The organism is Actinoplanes rectilineatus (assembly GCF_000962825.1).
Lineage (GTDB): Bacteria > Actinomycetota > Actinomycetes > Mycobacteriales > Micromonosporaceae > Actinoplanes > Actinoplanes rectilineatus.
On the sequence record NZ_JZKF01000012.1, the window covers coordinates 64,672 to 86,115 of the forward strand.

Below are 21,444 nucleotides of genomic sequence, written 5' to 3' on the forward strand. Positions count from 1 at the left end.
GCGGCTCAGTGTCCGGGCCCGACTGCCGAACAGCAGGGAGGTGGGCGGCATCGGGGCCGCCCGAACACCGACATGACTCCGGGAAGGCCCCTCTGCCATGACACCGGAGAACCGTGGGCGCCCCTTCGCGAACACCAGCGTGAGCGTCAAGATCCTGGGCGCGGTCGCCGTCGCCGCCGTCGTCGCGCTCGCGGTCGGGCTGGTCGGCGTCTACGGGCTGCGGCAGGCCAGCGCCGCGGCGGAGCGGATCTACACCGGCAACGTCGCCGGGGTCGACGCCATCGGGGACCTGCGGTCCGCGGTGACGCAGAGCCGGCTCGACGTCGTCAGCCACGCGAGTTCCCAGACGGCCGCGAACCAGGCCACCTATCTCAAGGCGTTCGCCGAGGATCAGAAGACCACCGCCGCCGCGTTCGCCGCGTACCGGGCGAGCGGCCCGGCCACCGAGGTGGCCGCCATCGACGAACTGGCCGACGATTACCAGCAGTATGTGACGATCGCGACCGACAAGCTGATCCCGGCCGCCGAAAAGCAGGCTGCCGCCCTGTGGGAGCAGATCCGCGACGACGAGGTCACCCCGCTGATGACCGAGATGACGGAGGACCTGACCGGCATGGCAGCGGTCGAGGATGCCGATGCCGCCGCCACCAACGCTGCCGCGCAGTCCGCGTACACCTCGAGTTTGATCTCGTCGTTGGTGTTGCTGGTCGTGGGTCTGCTGGCCGCCGGGGGTCTGGGGGTGTTCGTCGCCCGCGGCATCGTCCGGTCGCTCGGGAAGGTCCGGGCGGTGTGTGACAGTCTCGCGGCCGGGGATCTGACCCACACGTCCGGGCTGACCGGGACCGACGAGCCGGGCCTGATGGGTCAGGCTCTCGACGCCGCGATCGGCACCCTGCGCCGGACCGTCTCCACGATCGGCGACTCGGTGGTGACCCTCTCCAGCGCCTCGGAGGAACTGACCGTGGTCAGCGCCGAGTTGCAGTCCGGCGCCGCGGACGCCGCGGCCAAGGCGAACGCGGCGTCGCTCGGCTCGGAGGACGTCAACGCCGGCGTGCAGTCGATCGCCGCCGGCGCGGAGCAGATGAGCGCCTCGATCACCGAGATCGCCTCGAGTGCCGGGCAGGCCGCCTCGGTGGCGCAGACCGCCATGGCGGTGGCGGGCCGCACCACCGCGCAGGTCGCCGAACTCGGCACGGCCAGTTCCGAGATCGGCGACGTGGTCAAGCTGATCACCACGATCGCCGAGCAGACGAACCTGCTGGCGCTCAACGCCACCATCGAGGCGGCCCGCGCCGGTGAGCTGGGCAAGGGTTTCGCGGTGGTCGCCGGCGAGGTCAAGGAACTCGCGCAGCAGACCGCCAAGGCGACCGAGGAGATCACCACCCGGATCGCGGCGATCCAGACGTCGAGCGGCGCGGCCGCCGCCGCGATCGAGGAGATCACCGAGGTGATCCAGCAGATCAGCGACTACACCACCACGATCGCGTCGGCGGTCGAGGAACAGACCGCGACCACCTCGGAGATGAGCCGGTCGGTCGCGGAGGCGGCCACCACGAGCAGCGAGGTGGCCGGGACGGTGTCCGGGGTGGCGGCCATCGCGACCGCCACCGCCGGGGGCGCCGCCTCCACGCAGCGTGCCGCCACCGACCTCAGCCGGGTGTCCGGCGAGCTGACCGCCCTGGTCAACGGGTTCAGGCGCTGACCGGTCAGGGCAGGTCGGACGACAGGTGGGCGGTCGTGGTCTCCCCCACCTGAACGTTCACCGTCACCGCCGAGAGATCGCCGCCCTCCGGGCCCGGCCACCAGGCCGCCCACCAGCCGTTCGTCACGCTGGCCGTGATCACGCCACCGCCGGCGAGACGCAGCGTGACCGCCGTCACGTCCGGCGCGGCCAGCCCGATCATGTTGGACATCTGTTCGTCGTCGTCGCCGAACGAGCTGGACGTCTCCAGGGTGACCGTGCCGGCCGGCGGGGCGACCACGTCCGCCTCGTCGATCAGCGACATCGAGGCCACCCCGGTGTCCCCCACCTGCAGGCATTCGACGATCGTGGCGTTCTTGCGCATCACCAGCAGGGTGGCCTCGCCGCGCTGCTCGGCGACGAGCACGTCGGAGGCCCGGGCCGTCGAGGTCCCGCCGCCGACGTCGTTGGCGGCGCAGATCCGCGCCTGCGGGAGCACGTCGGCGCCGCTGCGGCCGGTGGGCATCGCCGTCCAGGAGGCCACCGCCTTCTCCCCGGTACTGGGCAGCAGGGCCACCGCGCCGGCCACCCCGGCGGCCGCCGCCAGGGCGCCCGCCATCAGCAGCCGGCGCGCCCGGCGGGCGGCCGGTGCACCCGTGATCACCCGTTCCACCATCGCCGACGACCGCGCCCACTGCAGGTCGCTGGGTTCCCGGGCGGGTGCCGGGTCCAGGACCGCGAGACGGTCCAGGTCGCTCATGCGGTCGTCCACGACTCTTGCTCCTTCAGGGTGGTGGGGGTGGCCTCCGGGTTCAGGGCCGCCTGCAGGCGCTGCCGGGCCCGTCCGAGCCGCATCGCGAACGTCGACCGCCGGACACCGAGCACCGACGCCGCCTGATCGGAGGTGAGGCCGTCGAACGCGACGAGCGCGAGCACCTCCCGGTCGGCCGCCTTCAGTTCCCGCCAGGCGCGTTGCAGGTCGATGCGGGCCGCGGTGCCGGGCGCACTGTCCGGTTCGTGGCGCGGTTCGGCGGCGTCCAGGCGCACGTCCAGCGCACGCCGCCGCAGCCAGCCCCGGGTCCGGTTGGCCATCGTCCGGCGGGCCACCGCGAACAGCCACGGCCGCGCGTCCTCGGGCACCTCACCGAAGCGCCGCCACGCGGTCAGGAACACGGTCGACACGACGTCCTCGGCCTCGTCGACCGGGATCCGGCGTTCCACGAACCGCAGCAGGTCGGCGAAGGTGGCCCGGTGCAGGTCCCGGAACCGCTGTTCGGCGTCGGGCCCCGTCACGGAGCTGATCCTTGATGCTTCATACCCCCCACCTGTCCGGGGCGTGGACGTCTGCCACACCCCGCGGTGGTCTTTCTCCCGCTCTTCATGGCGTACGCGCGAAGCCCGGTCAGTGTGGACTGACCTTGATCTTCGGGTCGTCGAGTCCGTCGAACCAGCCCGCGTCCCGGACCATCGTGAGCAGCTGCTCCCGTTTGGCCGCCGGCTGATGGTCGATGAACAGGACCCCGTCCAGGTGGTCGGTCTCGTGCTGGAAGCAGCGGGCCAGCAGCCCCTCACCGACCAGCTGCACCGGGTCGCCGTGCCGGGTGAACCCCTTGGCGATCACGTTCTTGCGCCGCCGGGTGTCGAAGTAGACGCCCGGGATCGACAGGCACCCCTCCGGACCGTCCTGGACCTCCTCGTCCGGGAACTCCAGGACCGGGTTGACCAGGTAGTCGATCTGCCCGTCGCTGAGCTGCGGCGCGAACGCGAAGACCCGCAGGCCGACGCCGAGCTGCGGCGCGGCCAGTCCCGCGCCCCGCGACTGTTCGAGGGTCTCCCGCAGGTCACCGATCAGGGTCTTGAGCTCCTCGTCGAACTGCAGGACGGGGTCGGCGACCTTCCGCAGCACGGGGTCGCCCACTCGCCGAATATCCAGGATTGTCACGCTGCGAACTCCACTCCTCCGGACGAACCAACCACGGCAATCTATCGCCAGGATGCCCCACCGGCCTCGTTCCCGCGCAACACATCGCCACCGTTCCCGCACGACGCACCGCGGCCGTTCCCGTGTCGGCGCACCGCGGCCGTTCCCGTGGCGACGCACCGCGGCCGTTCCCGTGTCGGCGCACCGCGGGATCAGGACGGCTCGCGGCCGTGGGTGGCGACGAGCCGGTTCAGCAGGAGGCTGACCGGGGGTGTCTGGACGGCGCGCATGGCGGCGGTCATCGCGCGGATGCCGAGTCCGGTGTTCGGGGCGTAGATCGCCAGCCGGCCGGGGAACAGTTTCTGGGCGGCGTCGACCCGGGGCCGCATCGCCCGCTCGTAGTCGGGCAGCGCGCCGGGGCCGCCGGCCAGCACCGCGGTGGCCAGTGCCTCGGCACCCTGCAGGGCGAGGGCCGTGCCGAGGCCGCTGAGCGGGCTGGCACACCAGGCGCTGTCGCCGAGCAGGACGGTCCGGCCCCGGTGCCATCCGCCCTCGACGACGATCTGGTCGTAGGTGTCGAGCGCGAAGTCCTCGGCGGTCCGGGCGGCGGCCAGGAACTCGGCGGTGCGCCAGCCGGCTCCGGCGAAGACCTGCTCCAGCAGGGCGAACCGGGCCTGCGGGTCGCGGCGCGACGGCAGCTCGGTGGCCGGGAAGGACAGGCCGATCTCCTGCCGGCCCGGGTGGCCGGGGCGGGCGGCGACGAGCAGCCGGCCGGGCCGGTTGCAGATCAGGAACCAGCCGTCCAGTGGCGGGGTGCCCGGCTGTTCGGTGAGGGTGAACCAGGCGTGCGCGAAGCCGAGCGGCCGGCGGTAGCGTTCCTCCGGTCCGAAGGTGAGCGACCGGACCCGGGAGTGGGTGCCGTCGGCGCCGACGACCAGGTCGTAGTCGGCCGGCTCGTGGTGGCGGAACGTGGCCCGCACCGCGCCGCCGGGCAGCGGCTCCAGGGTGTCGACGGTGTCGCCGAACCAGTGCGTGACGTGCTCGGCGGCGGCCCGGTGCAGCACCCGGGCCAGGTCGGTGCGCAGCAGCTCCTCCTTCGACACGTAGCCCTGGCCGTCGAACGCCTCGACCGGCATGGTGGCCATTAGGCGGCCGGTCTCGTCGATCCAGGCGGCGCCACGCTGCGGGACCAGCCGGGTCAGGCACTCGTCGAGCAGGCCGAGACGGTCGAGCACTTCGCGGGAGTCGCCGCGCAGGTCGACGGTCTGGCCGCCGGTCCGCAGCCGCGGGGCGATCTCGACGACGGTGACCCGCCAGCCGGCCCGGCCGAGCAGGACGGCCAGGGTGTCGCCGGCGATGCCCGCACCGACGATCAGCGCACTCCTCATGAGTCCCCCTCTATTGCGAATGAATTCGCATTAACGGTAGGACCGCGGCGCTCGTTAACGCAACTCCCTTCGCGTTAGAATCGGGGACATGACACAGGCGACCGGCAACACCCGGCCCGGCGGGCGCACCGCACGCACCCGGGAGGCCGTGCACGCCGCCGTCCGCGAACTGCTGGCCGCCTCCCCCGACACGACGATCGGGCTCCCCGAGGTCGCGGCCCGCGCCGGAGTGCATCCGGCGACCGTCTACCGGCGGTGGCGGACCGCCGAGGCGCTGCTGCTGGACGTGGCGTTCACCGACGTCAGCGAGCGCTCCCCGGTGCCGGCGACCGGTGACCTGCGCGCCGACCTGCTGACCTACGCGCACGGGCTGGCGGAGGCGGTGGTCCGGCCGGGTGGGCTCGGGCTGATCCGGGCGTACATCGCGGCGATGGCCGATCCGGTGCTCGGCCTCGCCGGCGCCGACGCGCTGGGGCGACCCCGGATGGAGCAGTTCCAGGCGATGCTCGACGCGGCCGGAGCCGTCGAGCTGACCCCGGTCGACGTCTTCGAGATGATCCACTCGCCGCTCTACATCGCCGCGATGATCCTCAACGGACGGCCACGCCCGGACGACCCGGCGATGCCCGGCGACCCCGGGCGGCTGGTCGCCACCGTCCTCGCCGTCCTGGCGAGCCGGCGCGCCGCCGCCCGGGACGACACCGGCGACCAGGAGCCGCCACGGCCCCGCCGCGGCCCGTCTCAGGACACCGGCAGCAGGTAGGAGCCGCCGCACGCCTCGGCCAGCTCCGCGCCGAAGAGCGCCGCCGGGGTGTACGCCCCCGGCCGCCCCGCACCGGCCAGCAGCCGACCGGCAGCCTCAGCCGGAACCGCGCCGGTCACGTCCTGCGCGTCGCCCAGCCGCAGCCAGCCCTCCCGGACCTCACCGTCCGCCCAGGTCACCACGGCGTGTCCCCAGGAGTGCTCACGGGGACGGCCGGCCGCCGCCACCCGGACCGCGGCGAGACGGCGCCGGGCGAACTCGCGCAGCGCCCGCCAGTTCAGCAACGGCAGCACGACCGGCATCAGCGCCCGGGCCACCCCGCCGGACGGCACCTCGCTCGAGGCCGCGACCACGTGGCGGGCCCCGGAGGCGCGCTGCGCGGCGAGGAGCTCACCGAGGGGCATGCTCGCGGTGGTCACCCCGGTCCCGTCCGGCAGGGTGAGCCGCATCGGGTCGCCGCCGACCCGGGCCGGGGCCAGCCGCCCGTCGACGATCCGCCGGCCCTGGAACCGGCCGCCGCCCTCGACACCGGGCAGACCGTCCAGGATGGTCGCGGCCAGCGCGTCACCGAGCACGCCGGCCTCCATCGCGATCGACGGGACCATGTCCACGCGTACCCGCAGAGGCCGGGGCCGGCCCTCGCACAGTTTGACGACGACGCTCTCGGTGGCGGTCACCCCGAACCCGGCGCCGGTGATCAGCGTGCGCCCGGCGGCGACGGCCGCGTCGTGCCGGGCGAGGGTGGCGCCGACCGCGGCGACGTCGTTGGCCAGGTCGAGGTAGTGGCCGGGGCAGGCGTCCGCGACGACGCCGGCCGTCGCGGTGAACGGCCCGATCGTGTTGACGACCACCTCCGGCCGCTGCCTGCGGATCTGCGCGGCGGCGTCGTCGAGGGAAGCGGCGACCACGGTACGCGCACCGCCCGGTCCCGCCGCCGCGGCCAGGCGGCTCTCGTCCCGGCCGACCAGCACCGTGGGCACGCCCCGCCGGGCCAGTTCGGCCGCCACCGCCCGGCCGCTGCGGCCGGTGCCACCGAGAATCCAGACCTCTGCACTCATCGCGCCGTCACCTCTCATCGGCGGCGCATCGTGATGACACGCCATGTCGTCACGGTACACGGTCATGACATGGCATGTCATCACGGTAGGATCGTCCCGGTGAGCAGATGGCAGCCGGACGCACCGGACCGACTCCGACAGGCCGCCCTCGAACTCTTCGCCGAACAGGGCTTCGCCGCGACGACCGTCCCGCAGATCACCGAACGGGCCGGGCTCACCACCCGCACCTTCTTCCGGCACTACGCCGACAAGCGCGAGGTCCTGTTCGCCGGCGAGAACGAGATGCCCGCCATGGCCGGCGCGATGATCGCCGCCGCCCCACCCGGCGCCGACCCGCTCACCCTGATCGTCGGCGCGCTGCGCACCGTGGCGCAGACCCGGTTCGAGGGCCGCCGGGCCGAGCTGCTGCGCCGCCGCGACATCGTCCGCTCCGACCCCGGCCTCGGCGAACGCGACCTGCGCAAACGCGCCGCCATCAGCGAGGCGGTCAGCACCGGGTTCCAGGACCGGGGCATGCCGGCGATGACCGCCGCCCTACTCGCCGAGACCAGCGTGACGCTGCTGTACGTGTCGATCCAGCAGTGGCTCGACCAGGACGGCGACCGGCCGCTCACCACGTTCACCGACGAGGCCCTGGCCACCCTGCGAACCCTCCTCGCCGGCTGACCGCGGGCGGGCGCTCCGGGCGTACCCGAGAAGGAGCCCGGCCGGTCCCGTCCCGCGTCCCACGTCACCGGGGCACGCCTCCCGGCGGGCGGGTCAGGGGCGAGCCGGGCCGATGATCGCCGCGAGCAGGTCGCGCAGGTGCGCCTGGTCCGCGCCCAGCACGCCGAAGAGGCCGGCGGCCCGGGCGTCGGCCTCGGCGGTCAACTGGTCACGACGACGAGTGCCCTCCTCGGTCAGGACCAGGTGTTTCACGCGCCGGTCGGACGGGCCCGGCCGGCGGGTGACCAGGCCGCGCCGCTCCAGGCCGTCGACGATGCCGGTCACGTTGGAGGCGTCGCAGCCGAGCACGTCGGCGAGGTCCCGCATCGGGGCCGGACCGCGCAGGTTGACCAGGGCCAGGGCCTGGGCGGGGGTGAGGCCCAACTCGGTCGCGATCGCGTTGAAACCCGTGCGGAGCCGGCCCGCCGCCTGGAAGACCAGGTCGGACAGCTCGGCGACCAGCCGACCGTCGGCGGGTGCGTCACTCATGCCCTGATGATACGTCCCATCAATAGTTGAGTTGCTCAAGTATCTGCTACGCTCCCAGAAAGTTGAGTACCTCAATGATTGACGCACTCAAGGAGTGGTGACGATGCAGGCTGGAAGACGCGCGCTCGTGGTCGTGGCAGCGGTTCTCGCGACCGTCCTGGTCTGGGCCATCGGGGAACCGGTGCTCGGCCACGACCTGGTGGTCACCTCGCCGGGTCAGCCGGCCACGGATCTCGGAGCGGCCGAGATCACCTTCGTCGCGGTGCTGGCGAGCCTGCTCGGATGGGCGGCGCTCGCTGTCCTCGAGCGGCTCACCGCCCGAGCCCTCACCATCTGGAGCATCGCGGCGGCCCTGATCCTGGCGGTGTCGTTCCTGCCGTTCACCAGCGTGGTGGCGACGACCGGCAGCAAGGTCGTCCTGGCACTGACCCACGTGGCACTCGCGGCCGTGCTCGTCCCGGGCCTCCGGCGGACGGCGACGAGGACCGGCACCACGACGACCGGCACCACGAGGACACCGGCGACCGACGACGCCACGCGGTGACCCTTGCGAGCACGGACGGCTCCGCGTCCGGCACTCCCCCACGGGTGATCACGGGCGCGTGCTCCGGGCGTACCCGAGAGGAGGCCCGGCCGGAACGGCCAGAATGAGGCGCCGCCGGCAGCGCCGGCTCATCCCGCGACGAGCGGCCACGACCGACGTCGCGATCACCTGTCCACGATTCCGGGATGGACGGCCGGACCAGGTCGACGGCCGTCCGCGCCGGAACCGGCGGCGATCAGTTGCCGTAGCGGTCGTAGGAGACGGTCCAGTCGCCCAGGCCGTTCCAGATCGGCAGCTCACGCGGGGTGTTCTTGACGTCGACGATGTCGCCGTGGATGAAGTTCTCGTAGACCCACTTGGCGTCGGCGGTGCTCAGGTTGATGCAGCCGTGCGAGCGGTTCGCCTGGCCCAGCTGGCCGTTCCACGGGGCGGCGTGCAGGAACTCCCCGGAGTACGAGATGCGGGTGCAGTACTCGATCTCGTCGCCACCGTAGTAGTTCGGGTCGTTGGGGTCGGTGACGCCGTAGCTCGCCGAGCTCATCACGTGGGTGCGCAGCTTCTCGAGGACGACGTGCGGGCCGCCGGCCGTCCAGTAGCTGATCTTCTCGCCGTTGGAGCCGGTGGTGCCGCCGCCCTTGCCGAGGCTGCTCTTCATGGTGCGCACGAGCTTGCCGTCGATGTAGACCTTCGTCATGTGGGTCCGGTTGTCACTGACCGCGATCAGCTGACGGTTGACCTTGAAGCTGGTCGAGGCGTTCTTCGCGCCGTACACCGTCTTGCCGAGCTTGACGCCGAAGGCGTTGACCTTGACCTTGACCGTGGTGCCGGCCGCCCAGTACTTCGCCGGACGCCAGTGCACGGTCTGGTCGTCCTTCCAGTAGAACTTGCCCTCGACGGACGGCGACGTGGTGATCTCGATGGCCTTCTCGGCGGCCTTCTTGTTGACGGCCCGGCTGAACGCGACGATCACCGGCTGGCCGGCGCCGTACGCCTTGCCCTCCTTGAGGATCGCCAGACCGTTCGCCTGGAAGGTCACCTTCGCGGTCTTCGCCGGTTTCACCGTGCTGAAGCTCGCGGTGTGCTCGGTCGGCGTGCCCGTGCTGTCGGCGGCCTCGGTGACCACCTTGTACGTCTTGCCGTAGTCGAGGTTCTCGGTCGAGGTCCAGACGCCGTCGGCGAGGGTGCCCTTGACCTTCTCCTTGCCGGCCGTGACGGTGACCGCGGTCAGGGTGCCGTCGGTGACCTTGACCGTGATCGGGTCGAGCACCGAGACGTCCTTGTCGGCGTCCGCCGGCGTGGTGGTGACGGTGACCGGGGTGACCGGGGCCGCGATGTTGTCGGCGACCGGCTCGACCCAGTTGGTCGACCCGGAACCGGCGGTGCCGCCGCCGGAACCGTTACCGCTGGTGGAACATCCGGCGACGGTGGCGGTCGCCGCCACTCCCAGTGCGCCGATGATGACCTTGCGTCGTTTGAACATGGCTCTCGCAATCGAAGGGTGGCCGCACAGAGATAGACGCGGCCGGCCCCCGAAACGTTGACTGCCGAGTCGATCGAATGATGGAGATCGCACTCTGAGGACTGACATCCTGGCAGAAGTTGATCTGGCGCGGTAGGCCTGGTATCCGACCTCACGGCCCGGCCCGCCACCACCCCCGGCGAGATGTCCCCGTTCGGCCCTGTTCGTAGCTAAGAGCGGTGGAAGGCGGCCCGGTGCCGGCCGAGGACGTCGTCGCCGAAGTCGTTCTCCGGGTCGCGCCACACCGTGTGCACGTGATCGGCGTCACGCTGGGTGTTGTCGTACTCGGCGAGCAGACCCGGGCCCTGCAGGCGGTAGTAGTGCGGACGGCCCCGGCGGGTGTCGCCGGCCCAGGCGAAGTGCACGCCGTCCAGGCGGTCACCGGCGAACTTCGCGGCCTCCCGCTCGGCGAGCTCCTCCGGGATCCGGCCCACGTAGACGTCGAGCAGCGCCCGCAGCACCTCGCGCTGCTCCGGTGACATGGCCGCGGCGGGCAGCCCCTTCGGGACACCGGTCAGTGCCACGGCGTCGCGGTGCTGCTCGGTGACGCCGGCCCGGGCCTCGGCCTTCTCGTGGATGGCGGCGGTGAGCTCCCGCAGCCGGGGGTCGGTGAACCGGCCACGCCACACCTCCGGCAGCGGCAGCACCCGGTCTCCGTCGCTGAGCTGCGACCGGTTGCCGCCGACGATGTCGACCGGGGCCACCGGGCAGATCACGGCGCCGGCCAGCTGCCCGTCGTCCAGCACGGCCAGCAGGTCCCGGGCGAGGTCCTCGGCCGCGCCGAGCGGCCGCAGCAGGTGACCGCCGAGCAACGGTGACGTCGCCGGGTCAGCGCCGAGGAAACACGGCGAGCTGGCCTGCACCCGGCCGTCGAGCACCAGGTGGTGCACCGAGACGTGGTGCCCGCCGAAACGCCACGACCACGGGCCGGACAGCGAGGGCGTGCCGAAGACCGTCAGGTAGTAGAGCTGCGGATCCCGGCCGCGGGGCCGCCCCCAGGAGGCGCTCCAGCCGTCGGCCTCGTCGAGGACGTTCTCCAAGCCCATGATCGTCGCCGCGGTCACGTAGCCGGGACCGGACAGCCCGGTGGCGACCAACCGGTGGGCGGCCTGCTGCTGTTCCGGGCCCATCCGCTGCAGGGGCAGACCGCCGTGGTCGGTCGGCGTGTAGAACCAGCGGCGCCGCTCCTGATCAGCGGGCCACGGCAGGACGGCGTCGGCCCGCTGGGCGGGATCCAGAGCGGCGATCCAGGCCGTCGCGGCGGTCACCATGCGCTCGGCTGCGGTCATCCCCCGATGATCTCAGGACACGGGTCCGGGCGCCTGCGCAAGCGCTGCGCCCGCGTCCCGGGACGCCGGCGTGCTGGTCGGCAACGCCCGCACGGGAACCAGGGCGGCATCGGCGACCGGTGCGCCCGCCCCGGCACCGGCGAACCCGGCTCAGGGCTGCGGCCCGCCGGCGGCGAGCGCCTCGCCCACCCGGGTCCGCGAGGCGACGTCCAGCTTGCGCAGGATGTTCGACACGTGCACGGCGGCCGTCTTCGGGGAGATGACCAGGTGCCGGGCCAGCTCCACATTGGTCAGTCCCTCGCTGACCAGCACCGCCACCTCCCGCTCGCGCGGTGTCAGCGCGCCCGGTCCGGTGACCGCGGCCCCGGCGCCGGCCGGGGCCATGCCCAGGCGGGCACGCATCCGGGTGAGCTGCGCGACCCGCCAGCCGCCCCACCCGGCCAGCAACGCGGTGGCCGCCTCCAGCTCCGTGGCCGCCTGGTCGGGCCGGGCGCCGGCGAGCAGGCAGCGGGCGGCGCCGACACGGGCCGTGCCCCGGGCCGCCGGGGTCAGGCCCGGGGCGCCCGCCGCGGACCGGTAGCCCGCCAGCGCCTCGGCGGTCCTGCCGTGGGACTCGGCTACCTGTGCCTCGACGAGACCGCGGTAGCCGTCCCCGTCGCCGGGCCCGAGCAGAGCCTCGGCCATCAGGTCGGTCCGGTGACCCGGCAGGCCGATCTCCAGCGCGGCCGACACCAGGTCGTGGGCCTGTTCACCGCTGCGCCAGGTCTGCTCGGTGAGGGCGTCGAACAACGCGTCCAGGGCCGCCTCGGCACGGGACGGATCGCCGCGCCGGCAGGCCAGGTGCAGAGTCAGGCCGGGAATCGCCCCCGGCGGATTGGCGGGCAGCGCCGCCAGGGCGGCCACCATCCGCTCGGCCCGGTCCAGTTCACCGGCCTCCAGGTAGAGACCGGTGAGGAAGAACCCGTGATAGTCGGCCCACCGGCCCCGGCGCTGGTAGCCGCGGTCCTGATCGCGGCCCTCCTCCAGCGCCGTGATCGCGGCGGTCAGGTCGCCGGTGTGCACGGCGAGCCGGGCCCGGCCCTGGAAGTACGCGGCCACCGCCAGCGACTCGAACCCGGCCCGTTCGGCGTCGACCCGCATCCGTTCCAGGATCGCGGCGTGCTCGTCCGGCTTTCCGGGCGGGCCGCCCTGCACCAGCGTGTTGAGGGCGCGGGCGGCCAGCACCCACTCGCCCGCCTGCTCCGCCTCGTCGACCAGGGCGGTCAGGATCGCACGCCCCCGCGCGGCGGTCGCCACATGTTCGAGCAACGTCCCGCCCTTCTCCATCAGGGCGGCCCGGCGCACCGCCGGCAGGCCGAACTCGGCGGCCCGGTCCAGAGCGCGGTCCGCCCAGCTCAGGGCGGACTCGTGGTCGTCGCGCAGGTAGGCCGACTGGGCGATCGCGGTCATCGCCCGAGCCTGGTCGGCGCCGGGTGGCAGCTTCGCGATCAGGGTCTCGATCTCCTGGGTGAGGGCACGCATGTCGTCGGTCTCGCGGGTCTCCCACGCCAGGCGTACCAGAAGGTAGAGCGATGCGGCGCGATCGGTGGCGGTGGCGGCCAGGTCCCGCCAGTGCCGGCCGTGACGGACCGCGTCGTCGAGCAGGCCGGCCAGCCACGCGGCGCGGGCCGCCGACGCCAGCAGGCCGGTGTCGCCGGGTGCCTCCTCCAGGCCCATCTCGGCCAGTTGCAGCGCCTGGTAGGCCGAGCCGATGGAGAGGTAGAGCTCGGCGCCACCGCGGGCGGCGCTGATCATGTCGTCGTACCGGCCGGCGCCGCGGGCGTGGTGCGCCACCATGGCGGGGTCCGGAGAGCCCGCGCGCAGCAGCACCTCCAGGGCCGCCTCGTGCAGGCGACGGCGCTGCCGGCCGAGCATCGGCCCACCGATCGCCTCCCGTACCAGCGCGTGCCGGAAGGTGAACTCGTCCTCCCCGGACTCCACCAGCACACCCCGGCCGACGAGGTCGCGCAACACCCCGATCAGTTCGTCCTCGCCGGTGCCGGTCACCGCGGCGAGCAGGTCGAACGGGATCCGGTGCCCGAGTACGCCGGCCGCCTCGACGATCCGCAGAGCGGCCGGTTCCAGGTCGTCGGCCTGGCGCCGCAGCACCTCGGCGAGGCTCCACGGCAGCGGCTGCTCGACGAGTTCCTCGGGCGCGTACCCGGGAAGTGCCCGGACCATCTCCTCCAGGAAGAAGGGATTGCCGCCGGTGCGCTGGTGGAGCGCCGCCGCGGCGCGCGGCGACGCCGGCGTCCCGGTGGCGGCCGCGAGGAAGGCCGCGGTCTGCGAGGGGGTCAGGCGGTTCAGGTGTACGTGGGTGACCGCATGCCGGCGTTGCATCCGGGCCAGCAGGCCGGCGACCGGCTGGCGGCGGGTCACCTCGTCCGGCCGGTACGTCCCGATGAGCAGGCGCGGGCCGTGCTGGTCGGCGATCCGTTCGAACAGGGCGGCGCTCTCCGAGTCGGCCCAGTGCAGATCGTCGAAGACCACGACGGCGGGCGCGTCGCCGATCAGGGCGGTCAGCACGGCGAGACCGGTGTGCAACCGTTCGACCGCGCTCCGCCGGGGGTCGGCGAGCGCCGCCAGCTGGTCCTCGCCGACCCCCGCGTGGCCGTCGACGGCGTCGAGCAGCACCTCGTAGGGCCGGGCGAGAGAGCCGGGCTCGGCCTGACCGACCAGGACCACGGTCGAGTCCGGCACGGTGGCCAGGAACTCGCGGACCAGGCGGGTCTTGCCGATGCCCGGTTCCCCCGCGACGATCGCGACCGCCGCCTCGCCGGTCGCGGCGAGGTCGGTGAGCCGCCGCAGCTCACCGTCTCGTCCGACCATCACCGGTGTGGTACCGCCACGATGGGTTCGCACGACGCCAGGATAGTGGTGGGTCGATCCCGTTCCGCCCGGCGCCGGCGTGCCCGGCGGGCCAGGGTGAGCAGGCGCCCACGGTCGGCCTCGGCGGTGAGTTCCCGGTGGCGGTCGTTCGCCAGTGCCAGGGCCATCTCCGGATACATCATCTCGCGTCTCCCTCGTTCGCTGATGTGTCCATCGTGGTCCGTGCCGGCCGTCGGCACATCGGACGGCGTTGCGTATCCGTGCAGCTCAGAGCGGCCTAGGTATACCTAGTCGGCAGCCGGGCGGGCAGAGCCGGAAATCACGGCGCCGACCGGTAAAGCAGGCGTCCGGACGGCCGATAGGGGGTCGTGACCTCCGCCGCCGTAGCCGCGTCCCGGGTGTCGAGCCTGTCCCTGCGGGTGCTGCTGTGGCTGGGATGCTCCGCGGTCGCCGTGCTCCTGGTGGTGCTCGGCGCCAGCTCGTACGCGCGGATCGAGACCCTGCTCGCCGATCGCGCCCCGGTGGAACGCTCCCACCAGGCGCTGGCGACGATCGCCGAGGTCCGCCAGCAGTTGCAGGACGCCGAACGCGGCCAGCGCGGATTCCTGATCACCGGCAAGGAACGGTACCTGGCGCCCTACACCGAGGCGGTCGGTGAGCTGCCCGCCACGCTGCACCGCCTGCGGGCGCTGACCGTCGGCAACCCCTCGCAGGAGAAGCTGATCGACGATCTGGCGCCGCCGGTCAACGCGAAGATCCGCGAGCTCGCCCGGACCATCCGGCTGCAACGCGACGGGGGTTTCCCCGCGGCCCAGGACGTGGTCAACAACGACAGCGGCGCCATCTTCATGGACCAGATCCAGGGGCTGCTGGGCCGGATGATCGCCGAGGAGCGTGCTCTGCTGCAGGAGTACCGGCGCCAGGGGTCGATCAGCGCGCAGCACACCCAGTTCCTGGTCCTGACCGGGACGCTGAGCGCGCTGCTGCTGGTCGTCGCGGGCGGCTGGTGGCTGGAACGGCGGGTGAGCCGGCCGGTCCTCGCCGTGACCGCCGCCGCGGGACGGGTCGCCGGCGGGGATCTGCGGGCACGGGCCCCGGTGGACGGGCCGGCCGAGGTGGCCCGGATGGCCGTCGCGGTCAACGCCTCCACCGAGGCGCTGGTCAGCGCCCGGAACGAGGCGGTCGCGGCGACCGCGGCCAAGAGCGCCTTCCTCGCCACGATGAGCCACGAGATCCGGACCCCGATGAACGCGGTGATCGGGATGACCGGCCTGGTGCTGGACACCGAACTGACCACGGAGCAGCGCGAGTACCTGACGACGGTCCGGGACAGCGGCGAGGCGCTGCTGGTCATCATCAACGACATCCTGGACTGGTCGAAGATCGAGGCGGGTGAGCTGGAGCTGGAGGACACCGCGTTCAGTGCCCGCGAGTTCCTGGACAGCGCCCTGGCCCTGATGGCGGTGCCCGCCGGGCTCAAGAACATCGAGGTGGTGGGACGCATCGACACCGGCTGCCCGCCGATGCTGCGCGGCGACGCGACCCGGCTGCGGCAGGTCCTGGTGAATCTGCTCTCCAACGCGGTCAAGTTCACCGATCACGGCGAGGTCGTCACCACCGTGCACGCGGAGCCCGGCGACGGGGACCTGCTCACCGTCACCGTCGCCGTCCGCGACACCGGCATCGGCATCCCCGCGGACAAGATCGGCCGGCTGTTCCGGTCGTTCAGCCAGGTCGACTCGTCGACCACCCGGGTGTACGGCGGCACCGGACTGGGCCTGGCCATCAGCCGCCGGCTCGCCCAGGCGATGGGCGGCGACATCACCGTCACCAGCGAGCCGGGCGCCGGGTCGACCTTCACCGCGACCGTGCTGCTGCGGCACTGCCGCACGGCCGGCGGGGACCTCCCGGAACAGCCGGCGATGACCGGCCGGTCGGTGCTCGTGGTGGACGACAACGCCACCAACCGGGCGGTCCTGCGCCAGCAGCTCACCGGGTGGGGTCTGCGCTGCGTCGACGTGGGTTCCGCGGCCGAGGCCCTGGACATGGTCGACACCGGGGCCAACTTCGACGTGGCCGTGATCGACATGAACATGCCGGAGGTCACCGGCGCCGAACTGGCCCAGAGCCTGCGGCGTACGCCCGCCGGGCAGGCCATGCGGCTGCTGCTGGCCAGCAGCATCACCTGGCGGCCGCAGCCCGGCGAACGGGAGCTGTTCGACGCCACCCTGACCAAGCCGACCCGGGCCAGCACCCTGCACGACACCATCGGCTGGGTGCTGGCCGACACCGAGCCGGGCAGCGGGCCGTCCGTCGCGCCACCGCCGGCCGTGCTGCGTGCCGTCCCCGTCGACCAGGCGCGGCCCGGGTCGCTGCGGGTCCTGCTCGCCGAGGACAACCACGTCAACCAGAAGGTCGCCCAGCTGATGCTCGGCAAGCTCGGGCACCGTGTCGACACCGTCGCCAACGGCCGCGAAGCCGTGCAGGCCCTGCGGCAGGCCCGTTACGACGTGGTGCTGATGGACGTCCAGATGCCGGTCCTCGACGGGCTGGCCGCCACCCGGCGGATCCGCACCGACCTGCCCGCCGAGCAGCAGCCGCACATCATCGCGATGACCGCCAGCGTGCTCATCGAGGACCGGACGGCCTGCCGGAACGCCGGGATGAACGACTACATCGCCAAGCCGGTGCGCATGCCGGACCTGACCGCGGCCCTGGCCCCGCTGCTGCAGTCCGCCGACGCGCCGGCGCCCGCCCCGGACGCCGCGGCCCCGGACGCCGTCCTCCCGGCCACGAGTTCGCGGGAGGACGGCGTCCGCGCCCGGCTCGACGACATCGGCGGCCCGGATCCGGAACCCGAGGAACGCGAACTGCTCGCCCGGCTGCTGAACTCGTTCGCCGCCAAGACACCGCCCGCCCTGGACCGCCTCGCCGACTCGCTCACCGCCGGTGACACCGACGCCGTCCGGGAACGCGCGCACGCGCTCAAGGGCTCCGCGTCCAACGTCGGGTTCACCGCGCTGAGTGAGCTCCTCGCCGACCTGGAGGACCTGGCCAACGCCGGGCGGCTGCCGGACGCGCATCCCACCCTGCGCAGCATCCGGGCGGAGTTCCGGCTCGACGAGCCCATCTGCCGAGCCCTGGCCGGTGAACTCCGCCCGGAGGCCCGGCCCGGGACCGCCGACGAGCAGCAGCGGATCACGCGGGCCCGGACCGGCGAATAGGATCGGCGGCTCAGGACGGGCGCCACCGTTCGATCGGCAGCCGCGACCGGGTCAGCAGGCCCGCGCCGGCCATCGCCACCAGCGGGACGACCGCCACGATCAGCAGGTTGAGCCAGGGCACGGTCAGCGGGTACGGCGTCGGCTGCGGCCACTGCGCCGCCCGGCTCAGGTTCGTGGCCGCCAGCACCGCGAACCCCGAGCCGATCCCGGCGACCACCCCGAGCGCCGACCCGAGACCGGCGATCACCCCGGACTGGCTCAACGACAGCATCCGGCGTACGCCCGGCGCGGCCCCCACCGCCGCGAGGGTGGTCAGGTCCGCGCGGCCGTCGGCGGCGGCCAGTCCGGTGGCGACCGCGGCGGCACCCAGGGTGATCAGTGCGGAGGCCGCTGCCAGCAGGTACAGCAACGGTTCGCTGTCGTCGGCCGGGCCGCGTTCCACATAGGAGGTGCGGCTGCCCGCGTCGGTCAGGGCGGCGTCCAGCCGGTCGATCACCGCGACGTCCGGGGCCTCGTCGCCGGCGGCCACCATCCCGGTCACCGCGGTCGCGAACCCGGCCCGGCGGACGGCACCCTCGGAGATGATGTCCGTGCCCGCCCCCGGCATCAGGTAACCGGGCACCACGATCTCCCGGTTCGTGTCCGGCGGGGCGAACACCCCCAGGGTGACCCGGCCGTCGACGATCGCGAACGGGTCGGCGACGATCGCCCCGCCCCGGTCCAGGACGGCCATCGCCGCCTCCAGCTCGGCGCCGGACGCCCCGGTCAGGGCGACCACGCTGTCCCGGTCGCCGACCGCCCGGATGAACAGCGGGTTGATGTGCGTCCGGCTCAGGTGGCTGTCGGCGCAGCGCGGGTCGGCGGCGAGCGCGTCGACCTCGGCCCGGGTGCCCGGCGGGTGCTCCTCGCCGGGGCAGACGTTGGCGTCCGGCCGGCCCGCGTAGAGGTGGCAACTGGTCGAGGTGCGGTCGTGCGGGCAGACCGGCTCTCGGATCTCGGTCACCGTCGCGCCGGGCGCCGCCTCGGTGAGGGCGGCGCGTACCTTCGCCGGGGTGTCGTCGCGGTAGACGTCGAAGCCGAGCCCGAAGGCCACCCCGATGTGCCCGGCGGGCAGCGAGGCCGTGTAGTTCTCCCGCTCCCGGGCGTCGGTGCCGGCCAGGTAGACGCCGATCGCGACGGTTCCGGCGACGGCGGCCATCACCGCGGAGATCGCCGGGGCGGACGCGGCCCGGTTGCGGGCGGTGTCGCGCAGGGCGATCCGGGGCGCCGGCGGCAGGACCGCGCCGAACCGGGCGATCACCCCGAGCAGGGTGGGGGTGCACAGCACCAGGCCGATCTGGGCGACCGCCAGCCCACCGGCGATCACCGGCGGCTGCGCGACGTTCGCGCCCCCGGTGGCGACGGCGGCGCCCACCGCGACCAGCAGCAGGCCGGCGGCCGGCCAGCGGCGGCGGGTCCGCAGCACACCCCGGCGCCCGGCCAGCGCCGGGACCACGTCGGCGCGGGCCGCGGCGACCGCCGGCACGGCCGCCGCCAGCAGACCGGTGACCACGGCGAACACCACGATGCCGGCGAGCAGCGGCGGGTTGAACCGGTAGCCGCCGGCCCGGGCCCCGGCGAACTGTTCGGCGAACGGGCGGGTGACCACGGCCAGCAGCACCGCCAGGATCAGACCGGTCGCGGCCCCGGCCAGGCCGAGCAGCACACCGTCGGCGAGGACCATCCGGCGCAGGTGGGCCCGGGTGCCGCCGTTCGCGGCGACCAGGGCCAGCGACCGTTGCCGCCGTCGCGCGCCGACGGCGAACGCCGGCCCGGCGAGCAGCACGATCTCCAGGATGGCCAGGCCGACGACCACCGGGACCAGGGAGAACGTCTCCTCCTCGTCCGCCGCCAGGGGGACCTCGGCGGCGTCCGGCGGGTCGAGGAGCACGGCCCGCGAGGTCACCGCCAGGCCGGCCTGGTTCAGGGCGCGGACGTCGGCCCAGACGACCGGCTCGGGGGTGTCCACCAGCCAGTCCTGCGGTGCCGCGGCGCCGGGCAGCCCGCCGGGGGCGAAGACCAGCTTCTCCCCCAGGTCGCCGGGGAACTCGACGGTGCCGACGACCGTCCACGTCCGGTCGCCGTCGACGTCCTGGATCGTGTCGCCGAACCGTTCCCGCGCGGCCGGTGACATGGCCACCTCGTCGGGGGCCGCCGGGGCGCGGCCGTCGAGCAGCGTCACCAGGCCGACGTGGATCGGGTCGGTCAGGTCCATCGCGGTGGCGTCGGCCGCGGCGAGGCCCCCGGTCGCGGTCCGCAGGTCCGGGGTGGCCGCCGAGGACGGCACGACGCGGCTGCCGGGCGGCAGCTGGGCCAGGATCTCGTCCTCGCCCGGCGCGGTCCCGCCCTCGTGGACGCCGTCCTGCGCGGGCCGCCACCGGTCGCCGGTGACGTCCTGCAGGATCGGGCCGGGCGGGTGCGCCTGGATCCGGGCGTCCGCCGCGCCGAGGATCCGGGTGGCGCGTTCGGCGGGAGTCGGGGTGAACATGTCGTAGGTGGCGGCCGCGTACCCGAGTCCGCAGACCGGCACCGCGATCATCGCGACGACCAGGGCGGACCGTCCCCGGGCCCGGACGATCTCGCGCCGGGCGACCCGCAGGGCGGTACGCCAGGAACCCGCGAACGGCGTCCTCACGAGTGGTGCTCCAGCAGGTCCTCGGCCGCGGCGAGCGGTCCCGAGGTGTCCACCACCCGGCCGTCCCGCAGGAAGATCACCCGGTCGGCCCAGCCGGCGTGCCGGGCCTCGTGGGTGACGAGCAGGCCGGCCGCGCCCGCGTCCACCCGGTCGCGCAGCACCCGCAGGACGGTCTCGCCGGTCTCCGAGTCCAGCGCGCCGGTCGGTTCGTCGGCCAGCACCAGCCGGCGGTCGCCGACCAGGGCGCGGGCGATGGCGACGCGCTGCTGCTGGCCGCCGGACATCTGGTCGGGGAAGCGCCCGGCCAGTTCGCCGAGGCCGAGGTCGCCGAGGGCGGCGAACGCGGCCCGGCGGGCGGCCCGGACGCCGGTGCCGTCGAGTTCCAGCGGCAGGGCCACGTTCTCCGCGGCGGTGAGGCTGGGCAGCAGGTTGAAGTCCTGGAAGACGTAGCCGGCGGTGCGGCGGCGCACCGCGGCGAGACGGCGGTGCGACAGGCTGTCGAGGGCGACGCCGTCGACCAGCGCCTCGCCACCGTCCGGCAGGTCCAGGCCACCGGCCAGGTTGAGCAGGGTGGACTTGCCGGACCCGGAGGGCCCCATCACCGCGACCAGTTCGCCGGGGCGGACCCGCAGGGTCACGCCGCGCAGGGCGTGCACGGCGGCCGGGCCGGTGCCGTGGGTGCGGTGCACGTCGCGGAACTCGAGGACGGCGTCGCTCATCGGTGCGCCTCCTCCCGGTCCGGAGCGGGAGCGGTGGCAGATGCCGGTGCCGGTGCCGGGCGGCGGCGCAGCAGGGCGGTCTCGCAGTGGTCCAGCCAGCGGATCTCCGCCTCGCACTGGAAGATCATCGACTCCAGGACCAGGGCCCAGGACAGGTCGTCCGGACCGGTCCGGGTCTTCAGCCGGGTGTACTCCTGCAGCGCCCGCATCCCGGCGGTCCGCTGCCCCTGCACCACCGCGGCCACGTCCACCCCCGGCGTGGTCATCGCCAGTGCCAGCTTGATCGCCAGCTCGTCGCGGGGCCGGTCGCTGCGCTCCAGCGGGGTGGCGAACCACCGGTTCAGTTCGGCCCGGCCGCCGTCGGTGATCGCGTACGGCCGCTGGCCCTCGTTCTCCGGCAGCGCCGCCACGAGTTCGTCGCGTTCCAGCCGGGACAGCGTGGTGTAGACCTGTCCGATGTTGAGCGACCAGGTGCCGCCGACGCTCGTCTCGAACGCGGCGCGCAACTGGTAGCCGTGCATCGGCCCGCGTTCCAGCAACGCGAGCAGGCCATGGCGAATCGACATGGATACGGAGTATGCATACCCGGTATCCATGTTGCA

Annotated in this window: 18 protein-coding genes; 5 read left to right on the forward strand and 13 right to left on the reverse strand. The window is 73.7% G+C overall.

What is annotated here, in order from left to right; genetic code table 11:
* Nucleotides 1–97 precede the first annotated feature (97 nt).
* Entirely contained in the window at nt 98–1,702 is a 1,605-nt protein-coding gene (locus WH85_RS12100; protein WP_045741896.1) for a methyl-accepting chemotaxis protein, read from the forward strand.
* 4 nt (nt 1,703–1,706) lie between these two features.
* On the opposite strand, the gene WH85_RS12105 is transcribed toward WH85_RS12100, so the two are convergent.
* The 4 genes from WH85_RS12105 to WH85_RS12120 form a co-directional block, all read right to left on the reverse strand.
* Nucleotides 1,707–2,453, reverse strand: a complete 747-nt coding sequence (locus WH85_RS12105) for a hypothetical protein (protein ID WP_045741897.1) — start codon at nt 2,451–2,453, stop codon at nt 1,707–1,709.
* On the reverse strand, nt 2,438–2,974 hold the full coding sequence (locus WH85_RS12110) for an RNA polymerase sigma factor (RefSeq protein ID WP_157410955.1): 537 nt from the start codon (nt 2,972–2,974) through the stop codon (nt 2,438–2,440). Before WH85_RS12110 ends, WH85_RS12105 begins: the two co-directional genes overlap by 16 nt.
* 109 nt (nt 2,975–3,083) lie before the next feature.
* Nucleotides 3,084–3,623, reverse strand: coding sequence for a peptide deformylase (gene def / locus WH85_RS12115; protein ID WP_045741898.1), 540 nt, complete (start codon nt 3,621–3,623; stop codon nt 3,084–3,086).
* Nucleotides 3,624–3,814: 191 nt separating this feature from the next.
* Nucleotides 3,815–4,990, reverse strand: a complete 1,176-nt coding sequence (locus tag WH85_RS12120) for an FAD-dependent monooxygenase (RefSeq protein ID WP_045741899.1) — start codon at nt 4,988–4,990, stop codon at nt 3,815–3,817.
* A gap of 88 nt (nt 4,991–5,078) precedes the next feature.
* Between WH85_RS12120 and WH85_RS12125 the strand changes: the two genes are divergently transcribed.
* On the forward strand, nt 5,079–5,753 hold the full coding sequence (locus tag WH85_RS12125) for a TetR/AcrR family transcriptional regulator (protein WP_052720358.1): 675 nt from the start codon (nt 5,079–5,081) through the stop codon (nt 5,751–5,753).
* Here WH85_RS12125 and WH85_RS12130 read toward each other — a convergent pair.
* On the reverse strand, nt 5,732–6,811 hold the full coding sequence (locus WH85_RS12130) for a saccharopine dehydrogenase NADP-binding domain-containing protein (RefSeq protein ID WP_045741974.1): 1,080 nt from the start codon (nt 6,809–6,811) through the stop codon (nt 5,732–5,734). The genes WH85_RS12125 and WH85_RS12130 overlap by 22 nt on opposite strands.
* Nucleotides 6,812–6,910: 99 nt before the next feature.
* Here WH85_RS12130 and WH85_RS12135 point away from each other — a divergent pair, with 99 nt between their 5' ends.
* Complete coding sequence (locus WH85_RS12135; protein WP_045741900.1) at nt 6,911–7,477, forward strand: TetR/AcrR family transcriptional regulator; 567 nt, start codon at nt 6,911–6,913, stop codon at nt 7,475–7,477.
* A gap of 93 nt (nt 7,478–7,570) precedes the next feature.
* Here the strand turns inward: WH85_RS12135 and WH85_RS12140 are convergent, their stop codons facing one another.
* The gene (locus WH85_RS12140; protein WP_052720360.1) at nt 7,571–8,005 is read right to left on the reverse strand and encodes a MarR family winged helix-turn-helix transcriptional regulator; all 435 of its coding nucleotides are present in this window, start codon (nt 8,003–8,005) and stop codon (nt 7,571–7,573) included.
* A 103-nt stretch (nt 8,006–8,108) separates the two neighbouring features.
* On the opposite strand from WH85_RS12140, the gene WH85_RS12145 reads away from it, so the two are divergent.
* A complete protein-coding gene (locus tag WH85_RS12145) occupies nt 8,109–8,549 on the forward strand; it encodes a DUF6069 family protein (protein ID WP_045741976.1) in 441 nt (146 codons plus the stop codon).
* 235 nt (nt 8,550–8,784) lie between these two features.
* Here the strand turns inward: WH85_RS12145 and WH85_RS12150 are convergent, their stop codons facing one another.
* From WH85_RS12150 to WH85_RS12165, 4 genes are all read right to left on the reverse strand, one after another.
* The gene (locus WH85_RS12150; RefSeq protein ID WP_045741901.1) at nt 8,785–10,029 is read right to left on the reverse strand and encodes a L,D-transpeptidase; all 1,245 of its coding nucleotides are present in this window, start codon (nt 10,027–10,029) and stop codon (nt 8,785–8,787) included.
* Between the two features lie 209 nt (nt 10,030–10,238).
* On the reverse strand, nt 10,239–11,357 hold the full coding sequence (locus WH85_RS12155; protein ID WP_045741902.1) for a DUF3500 domain-containing protein: 1,119 nt from the start codon (nt 11,355–11,357) through the stop codon (nt 10,239–10,241).
* Between the two features lie 150 nt (nt 11,358–11,507).
* A complete protein-coding gene (locus tag WH85_RS12160) occupies nt 11,508–14,225 on the reverse strand; it encodes an ATP-binding protein (protein WP_045741903.1) in 2,718 nt (905 codons plus the stop codon).
* Nucleotides 14,225–14,407 carry a hypothetical protein gene (locus tag WH85_RS12165; protein ID WP_045741904.1) on the reverse strand — a complete coding sequence of 61 codons (183 nt, stop codon included), beginning with the start codon at nt 14,405–14,407 and terminating at the stop codon, nt 14,225–14,227. Before WH85_RS12165 ends, WH85_RS12160 begins: the two co-directional genes overlap by 1 nt.
* A 186-nt stretch (nt 14,408–14,593) precedes the next feature.
* On the opposite strand from WH85_RS12165, the gene WH85_RS12170 reads away from it, so the two are divergent.
* The gene (locus WH85_RS12170; RefSeq protein WP_083448947.1) at nt 14,594–17,449 is read left to right on the forward strand and encodes a hybrid sensor histidine kinase/response regulator; all 2,856 of its coding nucleotides are present in this window, start codon (nt 14,594–14,596) and stop codon (nt 17,447–17,449) included.
* 10 nt (nt 17,450–17,459) lie between these two features.
* Here WH85_RS12170 and WH85_RS12175 read toward each other — a convergent pair whose 3' ends face one another.
* The 3 genes from WH85_RS12175 to WH85_RS12185 are packed head-to-tail and all read right to left on the reverse strand — an operon-like array spanning nt 17,460 to nt 21,408.
* Nucleotides 17,460–20,123 carry an FtsX-like permease family protein gene (locus WH85_RS12175; RefSeq protein WP_045741905.1) on the reverse strand — a complete coding sequence of 888 codons (2,664 nt, stop codon included), beginning with the start codon at nt 20,121–20,123 and terminating at the stop codon, nt 17,460–17,462.
* Complete coding sequence (locus WH85_RS12180; RefSeq protein ID WP_045741906.1) at nt 20,120–20,842, reverse strand: ABC transporter ATP-binding protein; 723 nt, start codon at nt 20,840–20,842, stop codon at nt 20,120–20,122. The genes WH85_RS12175 and WH85_RS12180 overlap by 4 nt, the downstream gene beginning before the upstream one ends.
* Entirely contained in the window at nt 20,839–21,408 is a 570-nt protein-coding gene (locus WH85_RS12185; RefSeq protein WP_045741907.1) for a PadR family transcriptional regulator, read from the reverse strand. The genes WH85_RS12180 and WH85_RS12185 overlap by 4 nt, the downstream gene beginning before the upstream one ends.
* Between the last annotated feature and the right edge of the window lie 36 nt (nt 21,409–21,444).